Annotated in this window: 10 protein-coding genes; 9 read left to right on the plus strand and 1 reads right to left on the minus strand. The window is 68.2% G+C overall.

Annotated features, from left to right (window positions below; all coding sequences use genetic code 11):
* Positions 1-21: 21 nt before the first annotated feature.
* Together acnA and B1H19_RS30450 are read left to right on the plus strand one after the other, a co-directional pair.
* Positions 22-2,736: an aconitate hydratase AcnA gene (gene acnA, locus B1H19_RS30445; RefSeq protein ID WP_083107916.1), complete on the plus strand. Its 2,715-nt coding sequence runs from the start codon at positions 22-24 to the stop codon at positions 2,734-2,736.
* A gap of 105 nt (positions 2,737-2,841) precedes the next feature.
* Complete coding sequence (locus B1H19_RS30450) at positions 2,842-3,198, plus strand: hypothetical protein (RefSeq protein ID WP_083107917.1); 357 nt, start codon at positions 2,842-2,844, stop codon at positions 3,196-3,198.
* 14 nt (positions 3,199-3,212) lie between these two features.
* Here B1H19_RS30450 and B1H19_RS30455 read toward each other — a convergent pair whose 3' ends face one another.
* Complete coding sequence (locus tag B1H19_RS30455; protein ID WP_083107918.1) at positions 3,213-6,689, minus strand: GH92 family glycosyl hydrolase; 3,477 nt, start codon at positions 6,687-6,689, stop codon at positions 3,213-3,215.
* Positions 6,690-7,178: 489 nt separating this feature from the next.
* On the opposite strand from B1H19_RS30455, the gene ngcE reads away from it, so the two are divergent.
* From ngcE to B1H19_RS30490, 7 genes are all read left to right on the plus strand, one after another.
* Positions 7,179-8,618 (plus strand): N-acetylglucosamine/diacetylchitobiose ABC transporter substrate-binding protein, encoded by a 1,440-nt coding sequence (gene ngcE / locus B1H19_RS30460; RefSeq protein ID WP_083107919.1) that lies wholly within the window; start codon positions 7,179-7,181, stop codon positions 8,616-8,618.
* A 102-nt stretch (positions 8,619-8,720) separates the two neighbouring features.
* Positions 8,721-9,644, plus strand: coding sequence for a carbohydrate ABC transporter permease (locus B1H19_RS30465; RefSeq protein ID WP_083107920.1), 924 nt, complete (start codon positions 8,721-8,723; stop codon positions 9,642-9,644).
* The gene (locus tag B1H19_RS30470) at positions 9,644-10,570 is read left to right on the plus strand and encodes a carbohydrate ABC transporter permease (RefSeq protein ID WP_107426182.1); all 927 of its coding nucleotides are present in this window, start codon (positions 9,644-9,646) and stop codon (positions 10,568-10,570) included. Before B1H19_RS30465 ends, B1H19_RS30470 begins: the two co-directional genes overlap by 1 nt.
* Positions 10,571-10,774: 204 nt before the next feature.
* Entirely contained in the window at positions 10,775-11,974 is a 1,200-nt protein-coding gene (locus tag B1H19_RS30475; protein ID WP_083107921.1) for an ROK family transcriptional regulator, read from the plus strand.
* A 170-nt stretch (positions 11,975-12,144) separates the two neighbouring features.
* Positions 12,145-13,239 (plus strand): sugar ABC transporter substrate-binding protein, encoded by a 1,095-nt coding sequence (locus B1H19_RS30480; RefSeq protein WP_237289574.1) that lies wholly within the window; start codon positions 12,145-12,147, stop codon positions 13,237-13,239.
* 120 nt (positions 13,240-13,359) lie between these two features.
* Positions 13,360-14,160 carry an ATP-binding cassette domain-containing protein gene (locus B1H19_RS30485; RefSeq protein WP_083107923.1) on the plus strand — a complete coding sequence of 267 codons (801 nt, stop codon included), beginning with the start codon at positions 13,360-13,362 and terminating at the stop codon, positions 14,158-14,160.
* The gene (locus B1H19_RS30490; RefSeq protein WP_083107924.1) at positions 14,157-15,521 is read left to right on the plus strand and encodes a sugar ABC transporter permease; all 1,365 of its coding nucleotides are present in this window, start codon (positions 14,157-14,159) and stop codon (positions 15,519-15,521) included. The genes B1H19_RS30485 and B1H19_RS30490 overlap by 4 nt, the downstream gene beginning before the upstream one ends.
* Positions 15,522-15,777 lie beyond the last annotated feature (256 nt).

The following is a 15,777-nucleotide window of genomic DNA, read 5'->3' on the forward strand; positions in this document are numbered from 1 at the left end:
TCATGCATGAAGGAGACTGTCGTGTCGGCGAACAGCTTCGACGCCCGCAGCACGCTGCGCGTGGGCGACGAGTCGTACGAGATCTTCAAGCTGGACAAGGTCGAGGGCTCCGCTCGCCTTCCCTACAGCCTGAAGGTGCTGCTGGAGAACCTGCTCCGCACCGAGGACGGCGCGAACATCACCGCCGACCACATCCGCGCGCTCGGCAACTGGGACTCCCAGGCGCAGCCGTCGCAGGAGATCCAGTTCACGCCGGCCCGCGTGATCATGCAGGACTTCACCGGTGTGCCATGTGTCGTGGACCTCGCCACCATGCGTGAGGCCGTCAAGGAGCTGGGCGGCGACCCGGCGAAGATCAACCCGCTGGCGCCGGCCGAGCTGGTCATCGACCACTCCGTCATCGCCGACAAGTTCGGCACGAAGGACGCCTTCGGCCAGAACGTCGAGCTGGAGTACGGCCGCAACAAGGAGCGCTACCAGTTCCTGCGCTGGGGCCAGACCGCCTTCGACGAGTTCAAGGTCGTCCCCCCGGGCACCGGCATCGTCCACCAGGTCAACATCGAGCACCTGGCCCGTACGGTCATGGTGCGCAACGGCCAGGCCTACCCCGACACCCTCGTCGGCACCGACTCGCACACCACCATGGTCAACGGCCTGGGCGTGCTGGGCTGGGGCGTCGGCGGCATCGAGGCCGAGGCCGCGATGCTCGGCCAGCCGGTCTCCATGCTCATCCCGCGCGTGGTCGGCTTCAAGCTGACCGGTGAGCTGAAGCCGGGTACGACCGCCACGGACCTCGTGCTCACCATCACCGAGATGCTGCGCAAGCACGGCGTCGTCGGTAAGTTCGTCGAGTTCTACGGCGAGGGTGTGGCGGCGACCTCGCTGGCCAACCGCGCCACCATCGGCAACATGTCGCCGGAGTTCGGCTCCACCGCCGCCATCTTCCCGATCGACGGCGAGACGCTGAACTACCTCAAGCTGACCGGCCGCTCCGAGCAGCAGGTCGCGCTCGTCGAGGCGTACGCCAAGGAGCAGGGCCTCTGGCTCGACCCGGCCGCCGAGCCCGACTTCTCCGAGAAGCTGGAGCTGGACCTGTCGACGGTCGTCCCCTCGATCGCCGGCCCCAAGCGCCCGCAGGACCGTATCGTCCTCGCCGACGCCAAGGCGCAGTTCGAGCGCGACGTCCTCAACTACGTCTCCGACGCCGACGAGGCGGGCCAGGAGTCCTTCCCGGCCTCCGACGCCCCGGCCGCCACCAACGGCGTGCCGAGCCGCCCGACCACGGTCACGGCCCCCGACGGCTCGACGTACGAGATCGACCACGGCGCCGTCACCGTCGCCGCGATCACCTCCTGCACCAACACCTCGAACCCGTATGTGATGGTCGCCGCCGCGCTGGTCGCGAAGAAGGCCGTCGAGAAGGGCCTGACCCGCAAGCCGTGGGTCAAGACCACCCTCGCCCCGGGCTCCAAGGTCGTCACCGACTACTTCGACAAGGCGGGGCTCACCCCCTACCTCGACAAGGTCGGCTTCAACCTCGTCGGCTACGGCTGCACCACCTGCATCGGCAACTCCGGCCCGCTGCCGGAGGAGGTCTCCAAGGCCGTCAACGACCACGACCTGGCCGTGACCTCGGTGCTCTCCGGCAACCGTAACTTCGAGGGCCGGATCAACCCCGACGTCAAGATGAACTACCTGGCGTCCCCGCCGCTGGTCGTCGCCTACGCCCTCGCGGGTTCCATGAAGGTGGACATCACGCGCGACGCCCTGGGCACCGACCAGGACGGCAAGCCGGTCTACCTCGAGGACATCTGGCCGACCGAGGCCGAGGTCAACGACGTCGTCGCCAACGCCATCGGCGAGGACATGTTCGCGAAGTCCTACGAGGACGTCTTCGCGGGCGACGCCCAGTGGCAGGCGCTGCCGGTCCCCACCGGCAACACCTTCGAGTGGGACGCGCAGTCCACCTACGTCCGCAAGCCCCCGTACTTCGAGGGCATGCAGATGGAGCCGGCCCCGGTCCAGGACATCGCGGGCGCCCGCGTCCTCGCCAAGCTCGGCGACTCGGTCACCACCGACCACATCTCCCCGGCCGGTGCGATCAAGGCCGACACCCCGGCGGGTAAGTACCTGTCGGAGCACGGCGTCGAGCGTCGCGACTTCAACTCGTACGGTTCCCGTCGCGGTAACCACGAGGTCATGATCCGCGGCACGTTCGCCAACATCCGCCTGCGCAACCAGATCGCGCCGGGCACCGAGGGCGGCTACACCCGCGACTTCACCCAGGCCGACGCCCCGGTGTCGTTCATCTACGACGCGTCGCAGAACTACCAGGCCGCCGGCACTCCGCTGGTCATCCTGGGCGGCAAGGAGTACGGCTCCGGTTCGTCCCGTGACTGGGCCGCCAAGGGCACCGCGCTCCTCGGCGTCAAGGCCGTCATCACCGAGTCGTACGAGCGCATCCACCGCTCGAACCTCATCGGCATGGGCGTCCTGCCGCTCCAGTTCCCGGAGGGCCAGTCGGCCGAATCGCTCGGCCTGACCGGCGAGGAGACCTTCTCGATCGCGGGCGTGACCGAGCTGAACAACGGCACGACCCCGAGCACGGTCAAGGTCACCACCGACACCGGCGTCGAGTTCGACGCGGTCGTCCGCATCGACACCCCCGGTGAGGCGGACTACTACCGCAACGGCGGCATCATGCAGTACGTGCTGCGCAGCCTGATCCGCAAGTAAGCGGCAGCCGGCACACAGCGGCGCACGGCCAAGGGCCGCACCCCTCGGAAAGGGGGTGCGGCCCTTGTGCCGTCCGTGGCAGGCTGCCGTCGAGGAGGGGGCGGAATGAGAACGCGGCGGCTGGTATTCGGCCTGTATGCGGACGAGGCCGGTCTGGCGTGGGTCAAGGGCATCGTCGCGGCCGCGGCGCAGGCCCGAGGGGCCCGCGTGGTCGCCTGGGCCGAAGAGCGGGAGATCCTCGCCGGGGGTGTCCCGGTGGCCGAGATGTATGACCTCCTCGTGGACCAGTGGGGCCACGAGAACCCCGGTCAGGACCCTGGCGAGCGAAGCCCCGTCGAGCTGCGCGCCGGTGTCGTGTGCTCCCTGCGGGTGTGGCGGGACGTGCGCAGGACGGTGCTCCGGCGCATGTGTCCCGAGGGCAGGGCGCCGCATGCGTGCCGGGTCCCGTGGATGGCCGGGTAGCGCCCCTCGGCCCCTCACCCTGACAGCAGCTCCACCTCCGCCAGCCGCGCCGTCCCCCCGCCGCCCCCGCCCGTCAGCAGCCGGTAGTGCGGGTACGCGCCCGGGTGGGCGACCGTGAAGACCCTGGTCTGGTGGTCCCAGGTGAAGCCTTCGCCGGTGCGCCGGTCGAGATCGGTCCAGTGCGCACCGTCCGTCGAGCCCTGCAACACCCAGTCCGCGGGCGCCCGTTGGCGGTCGGACGAGGTGAGGGTGTACTGCGCGGCGGGGCCCGCACCGGATTGCACCGTCAGGTCGGTGGCCGGGCCGAGGGCGGCATCCGTGGCGGAGGTGTTGTCCAGGAGGGGCGAGCCTCCCCCGGGCACCGTCAGATCGTGGACGGGGGACGGGACGCGGTCGTCACGGGTGAGCGAGGTGGGACCGGCGTTCTTTCCGCTGCCCCAGGCCGAGGGCTTCGGGCCCATCGCGAAGTCCAGCCGGGCTCCCCGGGCGAGCAGCGCATGCGGCAGTGCGGTGGAATTCCACGGTTTTCCGTTGACCTTGAGGGACTGGACGTAGACGTTGCGGGCGCTGTTGCGGGGCGCGTTGACGATCAGATCGTGGCCGTTCTCCAGATGGACCGTCGCCTTGGTGAACAGCGGGGAGCCGACCGCGTATTCGCCCTGGCCCATGACCAGGGGGTAGAAGCCGAGCGCGCTGAAGACATACCAGGCGGACATTTCGCCGTTGTCCTCGTCGCCCGGGTATCCCTGGCCGATTTCGCTGCCGAGGTAGAGGCGGGAGAGCACCTCGCGGACCTTCTCCTGGGTTTTCCAGGGGCGGCCGGCGGCGTCATAGACATACGCGATGTGGTGTGCGGGCTGGTTGCTGTGGCCGTACATGCCCATCCGGGTGTCGCGGGCCTCGGTCATTTCGTGGATGACGTCGCCGTAGGAGCCGGCGAATTCCTTGGACGCGGTCTCCGGGGTGGCGAAGTACGCATCGAGTTTCCGGGCCAGCGCGGACCGGCCGCCGTAAAGGTTGGCCAGGCCCCGGGTGTCCTGGGGTGCGGTGAAGGCGTAGGTCCAGGCGTTGGTCTCGGTGTAGTCGTAGCCCCAGACGCGGGGGTCGAATGCCTTGGGCGTCAGGCGCCAGTCGCCCTGGGCGTCCTTGCCCTGGAAGAAGCCGATACGGCGGTCGAAGAGGTGGACATAGTTCTGCGCGCGATGCCGGAAATACATCGACTCTTCGAGGTAGCGCCGTTTATGCGTTTTCGCGTACAGGGCCTCGCCCATACGGGCGATGCCGAAGTCGTTGAGACAGCCCTCCAGGGCCCAGGACAGGCCCTCGCGGGTGTCGGTGCTCGTATAGCCGAGGAAGGGGGAGGTGGTCATTCCCTTACGGCCGACACCGGGACCGGGCGGGGCCACGGTCGCATTCTTCACGGCCGCTTCATAGGCGGCCTCGGCCTCGAAGGGCACGCCCTTGACATACGCATCGGCGAACGCGACATCGGAACTCGTACCGGTCATCAGATCCGCATAGCCGGGGGAGGACCAGCGGGAGATCCAGCCGCCGTCCTTGTACTGGCGGACGAATCCGTCGACCATGCGCCCGGCCCGGTGCGGAGTGAGCAGCGAATAGGCCGGCCAGGTGGTCCGGTAGGTGTCCCAGAAGCCGTTGTTGACGTAGATCTGGCCGTCGACGATTTTCGAGCCGGTGCGGGTGGGGGTGTCCGGGCCGGTCTGCGGGGAGAACGGGCTGGCGTAGCGGATGCCCGAACCGGTCTGCTCGGAACCGGAGTTGGGATAGAGGTAGAGGCGGTAGAGGCTGGAGTAGAGGGTGGTGAGCTGGTCCGGGCTCGCGCCCTCGACCTCGACGCGGCCCAGGAGGGCGTCCCATTGGGCCTGGGCCCGGCGTTCGACGGCCGCGAAGGGGGTGCCCGCCGGGATCTCGCGGGTCAGATTGGCCCTCGCCTGGTCGACGCCGATCAGGGAGGTGGCGATGCGCAGCGTCACGGTGCGGTCGGCGCCGGGCCGGAGGCGCAGATAGCCGGTGACGTCCTTGCCCCCGGTGCAAGCACCGGCTCCACTGGAGCGGCTGACGCCGCACCCCTCGTTGTCGAGCCGGCCGCCGCCGGTGACCGGAGCGTCGAGGACGCCGTAGACGAACAGCCGGGTCGCACCGGTCGACAGGCCGCTTTTGACGTCGGAGAAACCGGTGACGACGCCGTGCCGGGTGTCGAGGGTCAGTCCGCCCTTGTTGTTGACGTTGTCGAAGAGGAGGGCGGCGTGGTCACCGGGGAAGGTGAAGCGCATGAGGGCGGCGTGATCGGTGGGGGTGATCTCCGCCTTCAGGCCGTTGTCGAAGGTGACGCCGTAGTAGTGCGGGTGCGCGGTCTCGTTCGCATGGTGGAAGGGGAGGGCGCGGGCGGTGCGCGAGGCGTCGGGGATGCCGGGGGCGAGGGACGGCATGACCTGGAACGTCTGGCGGTCGCCCATCCAGGGACTGGGCTCATGGCTGGCGCTGAACGCCTGGAGGGTGGGCAGGTTGTCGGCGTTGTTGCGCCGCGCGTACTCGTAGAGCCAGTCGGTGGAGCCGGCGTTGGTCACCGGCGTCCAGAAGGTGAAGCCGTTGGGGACGGCGGTCGCGGGGAAGGTGTTGCCGCGCGAGAAGCTGCCGCTGGAGAGGGTGCCGCGGGTGGTGAGGGCGTAGTCGGAGAGGTGGCCGAGCCGCTTGTCCGGTGGTGCGGGGGCGAGGGCGATGTCGTCGACCCAGCCGCGGAAGGCGGGCGCGGTGCGCGGCGCGGCGGGTGCGTCGTAGGCGATCAGGATGCGGTCGACGGTCTTGCCGGCGGCGACCGCGCCGATGCGGGAGGCGCGGTGGTTCCACTGATTGACGTAGAGGGTCTTGGAGGCGGCCTGGCCCTGCGGGGTCAGGGGCGCGCCGTGCTGGTCGACGGCGTGCAGGTCGCTGAGGTAGGTGCCGTCCGTGAAGGCCAGGTCCACGGCGACATGGGTCGCGGGATACGACAGATCCGTGGTCGCCATCTCCGGGAAGAGCCGGTAGGAGAGCGTGGTGGACGCGGTGACGGGGATGTCGACGTCGAAGAGTTTGTTGTACGCGTAGCCGCGGCCGGGCGCGGTGTGGGTGCCCGCGTAGCGCAGGGCGTGGGTGCCGGTGAAGCCGGCGTGCGCCTTGGCGGTGGGTGAGTCGGTGGGGCCGGTGTCGGGGTGGCTCGTCATGCCGGGCGCCGCGGTGGCGGCCGGTGGCTCGGGGGTGACGCCCGCGGCGCGAGGCGTGCCGTCGGGGGCGGTGTCGACGGTGTCGCGCCAGGTCAGGGGCGGATCGCCGGATTCGAACGAGGTATGGAACTCCGCCGGGTGCGGCGGGGCTTGGGCGGGCGCGGCCTGGGCCGGGACGAGCACGGTGACGGCGAGCAGCGCGGCCGTCGCGAGGGCGGCGGCCGGACGGGTGACGGTCCACGGTGAACGGTGCCGGTGTCTGTGCCGCACGCGAGCCCTCTCAACGGAGTTGACATCGTTGTCAGTTGATGCTGGATGGCGCAGGGAAAGGCGGGGACGAGCGGGTGGGCAGAGATAAGTAAGGGGTGCGGGGAGAAGGGTGTCAAGGGTGTCGTTGCGGTCGGTGGGTCGCCGTGGTGAGCGAGGGGCGGATTTCCGCTCCCGTGCACCGGCGCGCCGGACAAGGGGAGAACTCCCGGCATGCCGCAGAGGTCTCAACTAGGGAAAGACGCCGTCCAACCCTGCATTCGATCTTGCCCCTTCGGCTGGAAGTGGACTATACCTGTCGGCATCCCAGCGGCCGCGCGACCGGGCCGTGGATCCGGGGGAGTGCCGGGGAATGGATGATTTCCCCGCGTCTCCCTAGCGCGTATCCCGCGCGTCCGGTGCACATCCCGTACAACTCAGCTTCATCTGACCTGCGGTGCCGGGGTGGCTCCGGTACACCGCCTGAGTCCTGAAGAAGGCGAGGACTTGAGCATGGGATCCACCTCAGAATTCAACCGTCGCGATCTGGTCAAGCGGGCCGCCGCACTCGGCATTGTCGCCGTACCGGCCATGAGTGTGCTGTCCGCCTGTGCCGGCGCCTCCGGCGGTGGCAATGACAAGGTCGCCAAGGGAACGAAATCGGCGAAGAATCCCCTGGCCGTCAATGAGTCCGCGGGACTGGACGTCGTCATCTTCGACGGTGGATTCGGCGACAAATACGCCAAGGACGCGCAGGCGGAGTACGTCAAGGCCTTTCCCAAGGCCGGCGGCAAGGTCAAGCTCTCCTCGACGCAGAAGATCCAGTCGACCCTCCAGCCGCGGTTCAACGGGGGAAACCCGCCCGACCTCGTCGACAACTCCGGCGCCGAGCAGATGGACTTCGGCACCCTGGTCGCCAAGAACCAGCTCAGCGATCTGACGCCGCTCCTGGACGCCCCCTCGGTCGACGACCCGGCGAAGAAGGTCCGCGACACGCTGCGACCGGGCGTCATCGAAATGGGGCAGTTCGGCGGCAAGGAGACCTGGATCCTCTACTACGCCTACACGGTGTACGGTGTGTGGTACTCCAGAGGCAATCTGCACAAGCTCGACGCGGAATACCCCGAGACCTGGGACGACATGCTCGCGCTGTGCGCGAAGGCCAAGAAGAAGGGCATCGCGGGCTGGACCTATCCCGGCAAGTACCCCTACTACCTGCCCTTCAGCCTCTACCCGTTCATCGCCAAAATCGGCGGTGCGGAAGTGCTGCGGCGGATCGACAACCTCGAACCCAACGCCTGGAAGGACCCCGCGGTCAAGGCGGCCTTCGACGCCTATTACGAGCTCTACAAGAAGGGGTACGTCCTCAAGGGCTCGCCGGGACTCGACCACCTCCAGTCGCAGAAGGCATGGGCCGACGGAAAGGCGCTGTTCATCCCCAACGGCTCCTGGGTGGAGAACGAGTCCGCCAAGCAGATCGCCGCGAACCCGCATTTCGACCTCGCGGTCGGCGCGCCGTCCAGCCTCTCCGCCTCGGACAAGATGCCGTTCGGCACGATCTGGGCGTCGGGCGGTGAGCCGTACATCGTCCCGAAGGCGGCGAGGAACTCCGAGGGCGGGATGGAGCTGCTGCGCATCATGCTCAGCAAGAAGTCCGCGCAGAATTTCATCAAGCAGGTGTCCTCGCTGTGTTCGTTCAACGGCGGCACGGAGGGCGTCACCCTTCCGCCCGGCCTGTCCTCGGCGCATACGGCACTCCAGAAGGCGGGCTCGAACATCGTCAACCCCCGGCTCCAGGACTGGTATGTCGCGCTGCAGAAGGAACGGATCGGGGTCGGCGCGCTCGGCGAGATGATGGCCGGCCGGATGACGCCGGACGAGGCGATACAGCACATCCAGAAGTACGCGGACGACACCCGAGGCGACTCCAGCATCAAGAAGTACAAGCGCTGACAGGGGAGTTGCCGGGACCGATGAGCGCATGGGGGCACCCCCCGGCGTCGGCTGGGGGGCACCAGCGGCTCCGGCCGCAGGGAGAGAACGGGATCGGTAGTCATGCAGCACGGTAAATACCGTTTCATCGCGGGGTTTATGGTCGTCCCGCTGGCGATTTATGCGATCTTTGTGATCTCGCCGTTCGTGCAGGCCATCTACTACTCCTTCACGGACTGGACCGGCCTGAGTCCGGACATGAAGATGGTCGGCTTCGGCAATTATGTGCGGCTCTTCCAGGACGATGTCTTCTGGGCCGCCGTGGGCAACAGCGTGACGCTGCTGCTCCTGCTGCCGGTGGTGACACTGTCGCTCGGACTGTTCTTCGCCTTCATGCTCAATGTCGGCGGCCGCCGGAGGAAGAAGGCGGTGATCGGCGGCGTACGGGGCTCGGCCGCGTACAAGATTCTCTACTTCTTCCCGCAGGTGCTGTCCGTCCCGATCGTCGCGCTGCTGTTCCAGTTCGCGTACAACCCGGAGAGCGGCGCACTCAACGCCTTCTTCAAGGCGATCGGGCTGGACGGCGTGCAGCCGGACTGGCTGGGCGACCCCCAACTCGCCCTGTGGTGTGTGATGGGCGCGATGGTGTGGGCCAATGTCGGCTTCTATGTCGTCCTCTTCTCGGCCGGGATGAGTTCGATCCCGAAGGACTTCTACGAGGCCGCGCTGCTGGACGGCGCGAACCGCCTCAACACGTTCTTCCGGATCACCCTGCCGCTGCTGTGGGACACCGTGCAGACCGGCTGGATCTATATGGGCATCCTCGCCCTGGACGTATCGGCCTTCGCGTTCGTGCAGATCATGAGCGTGGGTCCGGGCGGCCCCGACTATGCGACCGAGGTTCTTCCGCTGTACGTGTACCAGAAGACCTTCCGCGACGGTCAGGCCGGATATGCGACCGCCATCGGCGTTTCCCTGCTGATCGTGACCCTGATTTTCTCGGCCATCGTGATGCGGCTGGGCCGGCGCGAGCGACTGGAGTTCTGATGAGTGCGCAGACGGATCCGGCCGAGCTGACGGGCGTGCCGGAGCAGGAGCCGCACGGCGCGTCGGCCGGTCGGCCGCGGGCGGGAAAACGAGGGGGCGAGGGCGGCGTCCTCAATGTCTTCTCGCACGGTGTCCTGGTGATCTGGGGGCTGTTGGTGACGATGCCGCTGCTGTGGGCGGTGGCCAGCTCCTTCAAGGACGACAGCGAAATCTTCGGCTCCCCCTGGGGGCTGCCCTCGGCGCTGCATGTCGACAACTGGGTGCGCGCCTGGGACAAGGCCAACATGGGCCAGTATTTCCTCAACTCGCTCATTGTGGTGGGCGGTTCACTGATCGGCACCATGCTGCTCGGGTCGATGGCGGCCTATGTGCTGGCCCGTTTCGACTTCCCCGGGAACCGCTTCCTCTACTTCCTGTTCGTCGGAGGTATGGGCTTTCCGGTGATCCTGGCGCTGGTCCCGCTGTTCTTCGTCATGAAGAACATGACGCTGCTGGACACCTATCACGGCCTGATCCTGGTCTATATCGCCTATTCGCTGCCGTTCACGGTCTTCTTCCTCTGCGGCTTCTTCCGCACCCTGCCGACGTCGGTGGCGGAGGCGGCGCTCATCGACGGCGCCTCGCACACCCGCACCTTCTTCCAGGTGATGCTGCCGATGGCGAAGCCCGGCCTGATCAGCGTCGGGATCTTCAACTTCCTCGGGCAGTGGAACCAGTACCTCCTGCCGACGGTGCTCAACGTCGGTGACCCGAACAAGAAGATGCTCACCCAGGGGCTGGTCGCGCTGGCCGTGAGCCAGGGTTACAAGGGGGACTGGTCGGGGCTCTTCGCCGGCCTGACGATCGCGATGCTGCCGGTGCTCGCGGCGTACATCATCTTCCAGCGGCAGGTGGTGGCCGGTCTGACGGCCGGGGCGCTCAAGTAGCGCACCGCCCTCCCGGGGCCTTCCTCGCCGGTGTGCGGGGGAGGCCTCGGCCGTGCCATGTCCATTCCGTAGCAATGTGCTTGATCCTTTGACCGCTCAAGGACTTGACGGGAGGTGGCCCAGGCGCGTCAGCTTAGATTCACATGTTGGAGACACGCTGGCCCCACCGATGTGGCCCAGCCCCAGACGGGAGTGGATGAGTCAATGGAGACTCCGGGCTCGCAGTCCTCGCTGCACCGGGCCAATCTGGAGCGGGTCGTACGAGCGGTGCGTATGGCGGGCTCCCTCACGCAGGCGGAGATCGCCCGGAGCACGGGGCTGTCCGCGGCCACCGTCTCCAATATCGTTCGCGAGCTGAAGGACGGCGGCACCGTCGAGGTGACCCCGACCTCGGCCGGCGGACGGCGGGCCCGCAGCGTTTCGCTCTCCGGTGACGCCGGCATCGTCGTAGGGGTCGATTTCGGGCACTCCCATATGCGGGTGGCGATCGGCAATCTGGCCCACCGAGTACTGGCCGAGGACGCCGAGCCGATCGATGTGGACGCCTCCGCCGCGGAGGGCTTCGACCGGGCGGAAGCGCTGGTCAAGCGGCTGATCGAGACGACCGGGATCGCCGCGGACAAGGTCATCGGCGTCGGCCTGGGCGTGCCGGGGCCCATCGACGTCGAGTCCGGGACGCTGGGATCGACGGCCATCCTGCCGGGCTGGGCCGGGACGAACCCGAGCCGCGAGCTGTCCGGACGCCTCGGGGTCCCCGTCCACGTCGACAACGACGCCAACCTCGGCGCGCTCGGCGAGCTGGTGTGGGGCGGCGGGCGCGGGGCCACGGACCTGGCGTACATCAAGGTGGCCAGCGGCGTCGGCGCCGGGCTGGTGATCAGCGGGCAGATCTACCGCGGGCCGGGCGGCACCGCGGGCGAGATCGGGCACATCACGCTCGACGAGTCCGGGCCGGTCTGCCGCTGCGGCAACCGCGGCTGTCTGGAGACCTTCACCGCCGCCCGCTACGTCCTTCCGCTGCTCCAGCCGAGCCACGGACCGGATCTCACCATGGCGCGGGTGGTGCAGCTGGCCCGCGAGGGCGATCCGGGCTGCCGGCGGGTGATCGCGGACGTGGGCCGGTATATCGGCAGCGGTGTGGCGAATCTGTGCAATCTGCTCAATCCCAGCCGGGTGGTGCTCGGCGGCGATCTCGCCGAGGCCGGAGAGCTGGTGCTGGCGCCGATCCGGGAGTCGGTGTCGCGGTATGCGATCCCCAGTGCGGCACGGCAGTTGGGCATTGTGCCCGGCACGCTCGGCGGCCGTGCGGAGGTGCTGGGTGCGCTCGCGCTCGTGCTGAGCGAAATGGGCGATTCGACCCTGCTTGACGGCGTACGGGACGCGGAGGCGCCCGCTCCGGTGTGACGGGCTCCGGGGCTTTGCGCCCCTTACCAGTCCGTTTGAGTTCACACAGCTAACGCATGGCACCGTTGCCATCTCGTTAAGGATTTACTTCTTGACGGTCGGCTGGCGGCCGAGTTGACTTCCAGCCACCTCGGCCGCAACGACGCGGCCTCGTCAGGGAGGCAACCCCAATGAACGTTTGGACGCGTCGCGTCGTCATAGGAACCGCCGCCGTCTCGATGGCCCTCTCGGTGGCCGCCTGCGGCAAGGCCGGTAACGGCGCCAAGGGCGGTGGCGGTGACGGCAAGACCATCGGTCTGCTGCTGCCGGAGAACAAGACCACGCGCTACGAGACCTTCGACCGCCCGCTGATCGAGGCGAAGATCAAGGCGCTGTGCAGCGACTGTCAGGTCAAGTACAACAACGCCGACCAGGACACCCAGAACCAGAAGAAGCAGTTCGACGCGCTGATCACCCAGGGCGTCAAGGTGATCATCCTGGACGCGGTCGACTTCAAGGCCACCAAGTCCTGGGTCAACCAGGCCGCCAAGCAGGGCGTCAAGGTCATCGCGTACGACCGGCTGGCCGAGGGCAACCTCTCCGCTTACGTGTCCTACGACAACGAGAAGATCGGCCGCCTCCAGGGCCAGGCCCTGGTCAAGGCGCTCGGCGACAAGGCCAAGGACAGCAATGTCGTCATGATCAACGGTTCGCCGACCGACCCGAACATGCCGTTCTTCAAGAAGGGCGCCCACAGCGTCCTCGACAAGGCGGTCAAGAAGATCTCCTACGAGCAGGACATCCCGGACTGGTCGCCGGACGAGGCCAACAAGAAGATGAGCGCGGCCATCGACTCGCTGGGCAAGGACAACTTCCAGGGCGTCTACTCCGGCAACGACGGCATGGCCGGCGGCATCATCACCGCCCTCAAGAAGCAGGGCATCAGCGTCCCGGTCGGCGGCCAGGACGCCGAGCTCGCGGGTCTCCAGCGGATCCTCAAGGGCGACCAGGCGTTCACCATCTACAAGCAGATCAAGCCGCAGGCCGACACCACGGCCGAGATCGCGGTCAAGCTGCTCAAGGGCGAGAAGATCGGCTCCCTGACCGACCGGAAGGTCGACAGCCTCAGCGGCGAGGTCAAGGGCATCCCCGCCAAGCTCTACGACGCGCAGATCGTGACCAAGGCCAACATCAAGGACACGGTCATCAAGGACAAGGTCTATACGGCGAGCCAGATCTGCGCCGGCGACGTCAAGAAGGCCTGCGAAGCGGCCGGCATCAAGTAGCCCGCACGCCCCCGAGGCCCGGCCCGCGCCGCCCCAGGCGCGGGCCCGGCCCGCCCCACCCCTCTTCGCAGAGCCCCCCGCTCTTCGCACCATCCCGCCGTTGTGACGGCGGCCAAGGAGATGATTCACGTGTCCGCTACGCCTGTGCTGGCGTTGCGCGGAATCTCCAAGCGGTTCGGCGCCGTCCAGGCACTCACGGACGTCACCCTGGAGATCCACCCCGGTGAGGTGGTCGCCCTCGTCGGCGACAACGGCGCCGGCAAGTCCACGCTGGTCAAGACCATCTCGGGCGTCCACCCGGTCGACGACGGCGCCATCGAGTGGGAGGGCCGGGCGGTACGCATCAGCAAGCCGCACGACGCCCAGGAGCTCGGCGTCGCCACCGTCTACCAGGACCTCGCGCTCTGCGACAACCTCGACGTCGTCGCCAACCTCTTCCTGGGCAACGAGACCCGCACCGCCGGTGTCCTGGACGAGATCGCCATGGAGAAGCGGGCCAAGGAGCTGCTGGACACCCTGTCCATCCGCATCCCCAGCGTCCGTATCCCCGTCGCCGCGCTCTCCGGAGGCCAGCGGCAGGTCGTCGCCATCGCCCGCGCGCTGATCGGCGACCCGAAGATCGTCATCCTGGACGAGCCCACCGCGGCCCTCGGCGTCGAGCAGACCGCGCAGGTCCTCGACCTGGTCGAGCGGCTGCGCGAGCGGGGTCTGGGTGTCATCCTCATCAGCCACAACATGGCCGATGTGCAGGCCGTCGCGGACCGGGTCGCGGTGCTGCGGCTGGGCCGCAACAACGGTGTCTTCGACGTCGAGGGCACCTCCCACGAAGAGATCATCGCCGCGATCACCGGCGCCTCGGACAACGCCGTCACGCGCCGCCAGGCCCGTACGGACAAGGTGAAGAAGGAGGTTGGGGCATGAGCGACCTCAAGAAGGAGCCTGCGGTCGAGGAGCCGGTGGCCGAGGAGGCTGCGGTCGAGGAGACCGCGGCCCCGGCGGCGGACGAGACCCCGGCCCCGGCCGACGAGGCGGACCCGAACACCGCTGCCGCCCCCGCGGCCGTCGACCCCCGCCTCCTCGTCCGCGAGCAGGGCTTCGCCGGCTATCTGACCGACTTCAAGCGCCGGGTGCGTGGTGGTGAGCTGGGCTCGCTGCCGGTCGTCATCGGCCTGATCGTGATCGCGATCGTCTTCCAGCTCAAGAACAGCAGCTTCCTGTCGGCCGACAGCATCGCCAACATCGGCGTCTACACGTCGGGCCTCGGCATCATGGCCGTCGGCATCGTCTTCGTCCTGCTGCTCGGTGAGATCGATCTCTCGGTCGGCTCGGTGGCGGGCGTCGGCGCGGCCGTCTGGGCGGTGCTCAGCGTCACCCATGGCGTCAACGACTACCTCTCGGCCCTGATCGCCGTCGCCGCCGGTGCCGCCATCGGCGCCCTGCACGGGTTCTTTTTCGCCAAGATCGGCGTGCCCGCGTTCGTCGTCACCCTGGCCGGATTCCTCGGCTGGAGCGGCCTCCAGATCTGGATGATGGGGCAGGAAGGTTCCATCAACACCCCGAGCGGCAGCCTGGTGGAGAACCTCACCGGCTACTACTTCCAGGACAAGGGCGCCGCCTACGGGCTGGCGGTCGTGGCGGTCCTCGCCTACGCCGCCTCGCTGCTGCTGGACGCCAAGCGTCGCCGGGCCGCCGCGCTGCCCGCGCGCCCGCTCAGCGAGATCCTGCTGCGCACCGGCGTGGTCGCGGTGCTGGCCCTTGCCGTCGCCTACGTCCTCAACGAGCCGGCCGGCGCCCGCGGCCTCCCGCTGGCCCTGGTGCTGTTCCTGGCCGTCCTGGTCATCGCGGACTTCGTGGTGCGCCGGACGACCTACGGGCGGCAGATCTTCGCGGTCGGCGGCAACGCCGAGGCGGCCCGCCGCGCCGGTATCAACGTCAACAAGATCCGGATCAGCGTCTTCGCCCTCTCCGGGATGCTCGCCGCCTTCGGCGGCCTGTTCATCGCCAGCCTCTCCGGTGGCGCCACCAAGAACCTGGGCTCCGGCAACACGCTGATGAACGTCATCGCGGCGGCCGTCATCGGCGGCACCAGCCTCTTCGGCGGCCGCGGCAAGATCTGGTCCGCGCTGCTGGGCATGCTGGTCATCCAGTCCATCCAGCAGGGCCTGAACCTGCTCGGTATGGCCAGCGAGATCCAGTACATGATCACGGGCGCGGTGCTGCTCGCCGCCGTGGTGATCGACTCGGTGTCGCGGCGGACGCAGAAGACCGCGGGGCGCACGTGAGTACGGGCAGGGCGTATGCGCGTGCCGGTTCTGTAACAGCCGACCCGGTGCGCCGACCGTATCGGCCGTACCCGGCCCAAGCCGCATAATCCCGACGGACCGGCCCCCACCAGGCATGCGCCAGTGGGGGCCGGCCGCTGTGCGGGGGCGGGGCCGTTCGGGTGTCGCCGCCTGGTGACATACATCGCAAGGCCCGGCCGCTGGCACGGCAGGCGGAACATTAGACTCATCTGATCGGCAAGCTCGATCCACGGCA

Origin of the sequence: Streptomyces gilvosporeus (genome assembly GCF_002082195.1) — a bacterium.
GTDB classification, from domain to species: domain Bacteria; phylum Actinomycetota; class Actinomycetes; order Streptomycetales; family Streptomycetaceae; genus Streptomyces; species Streptomyces gilvosporeus.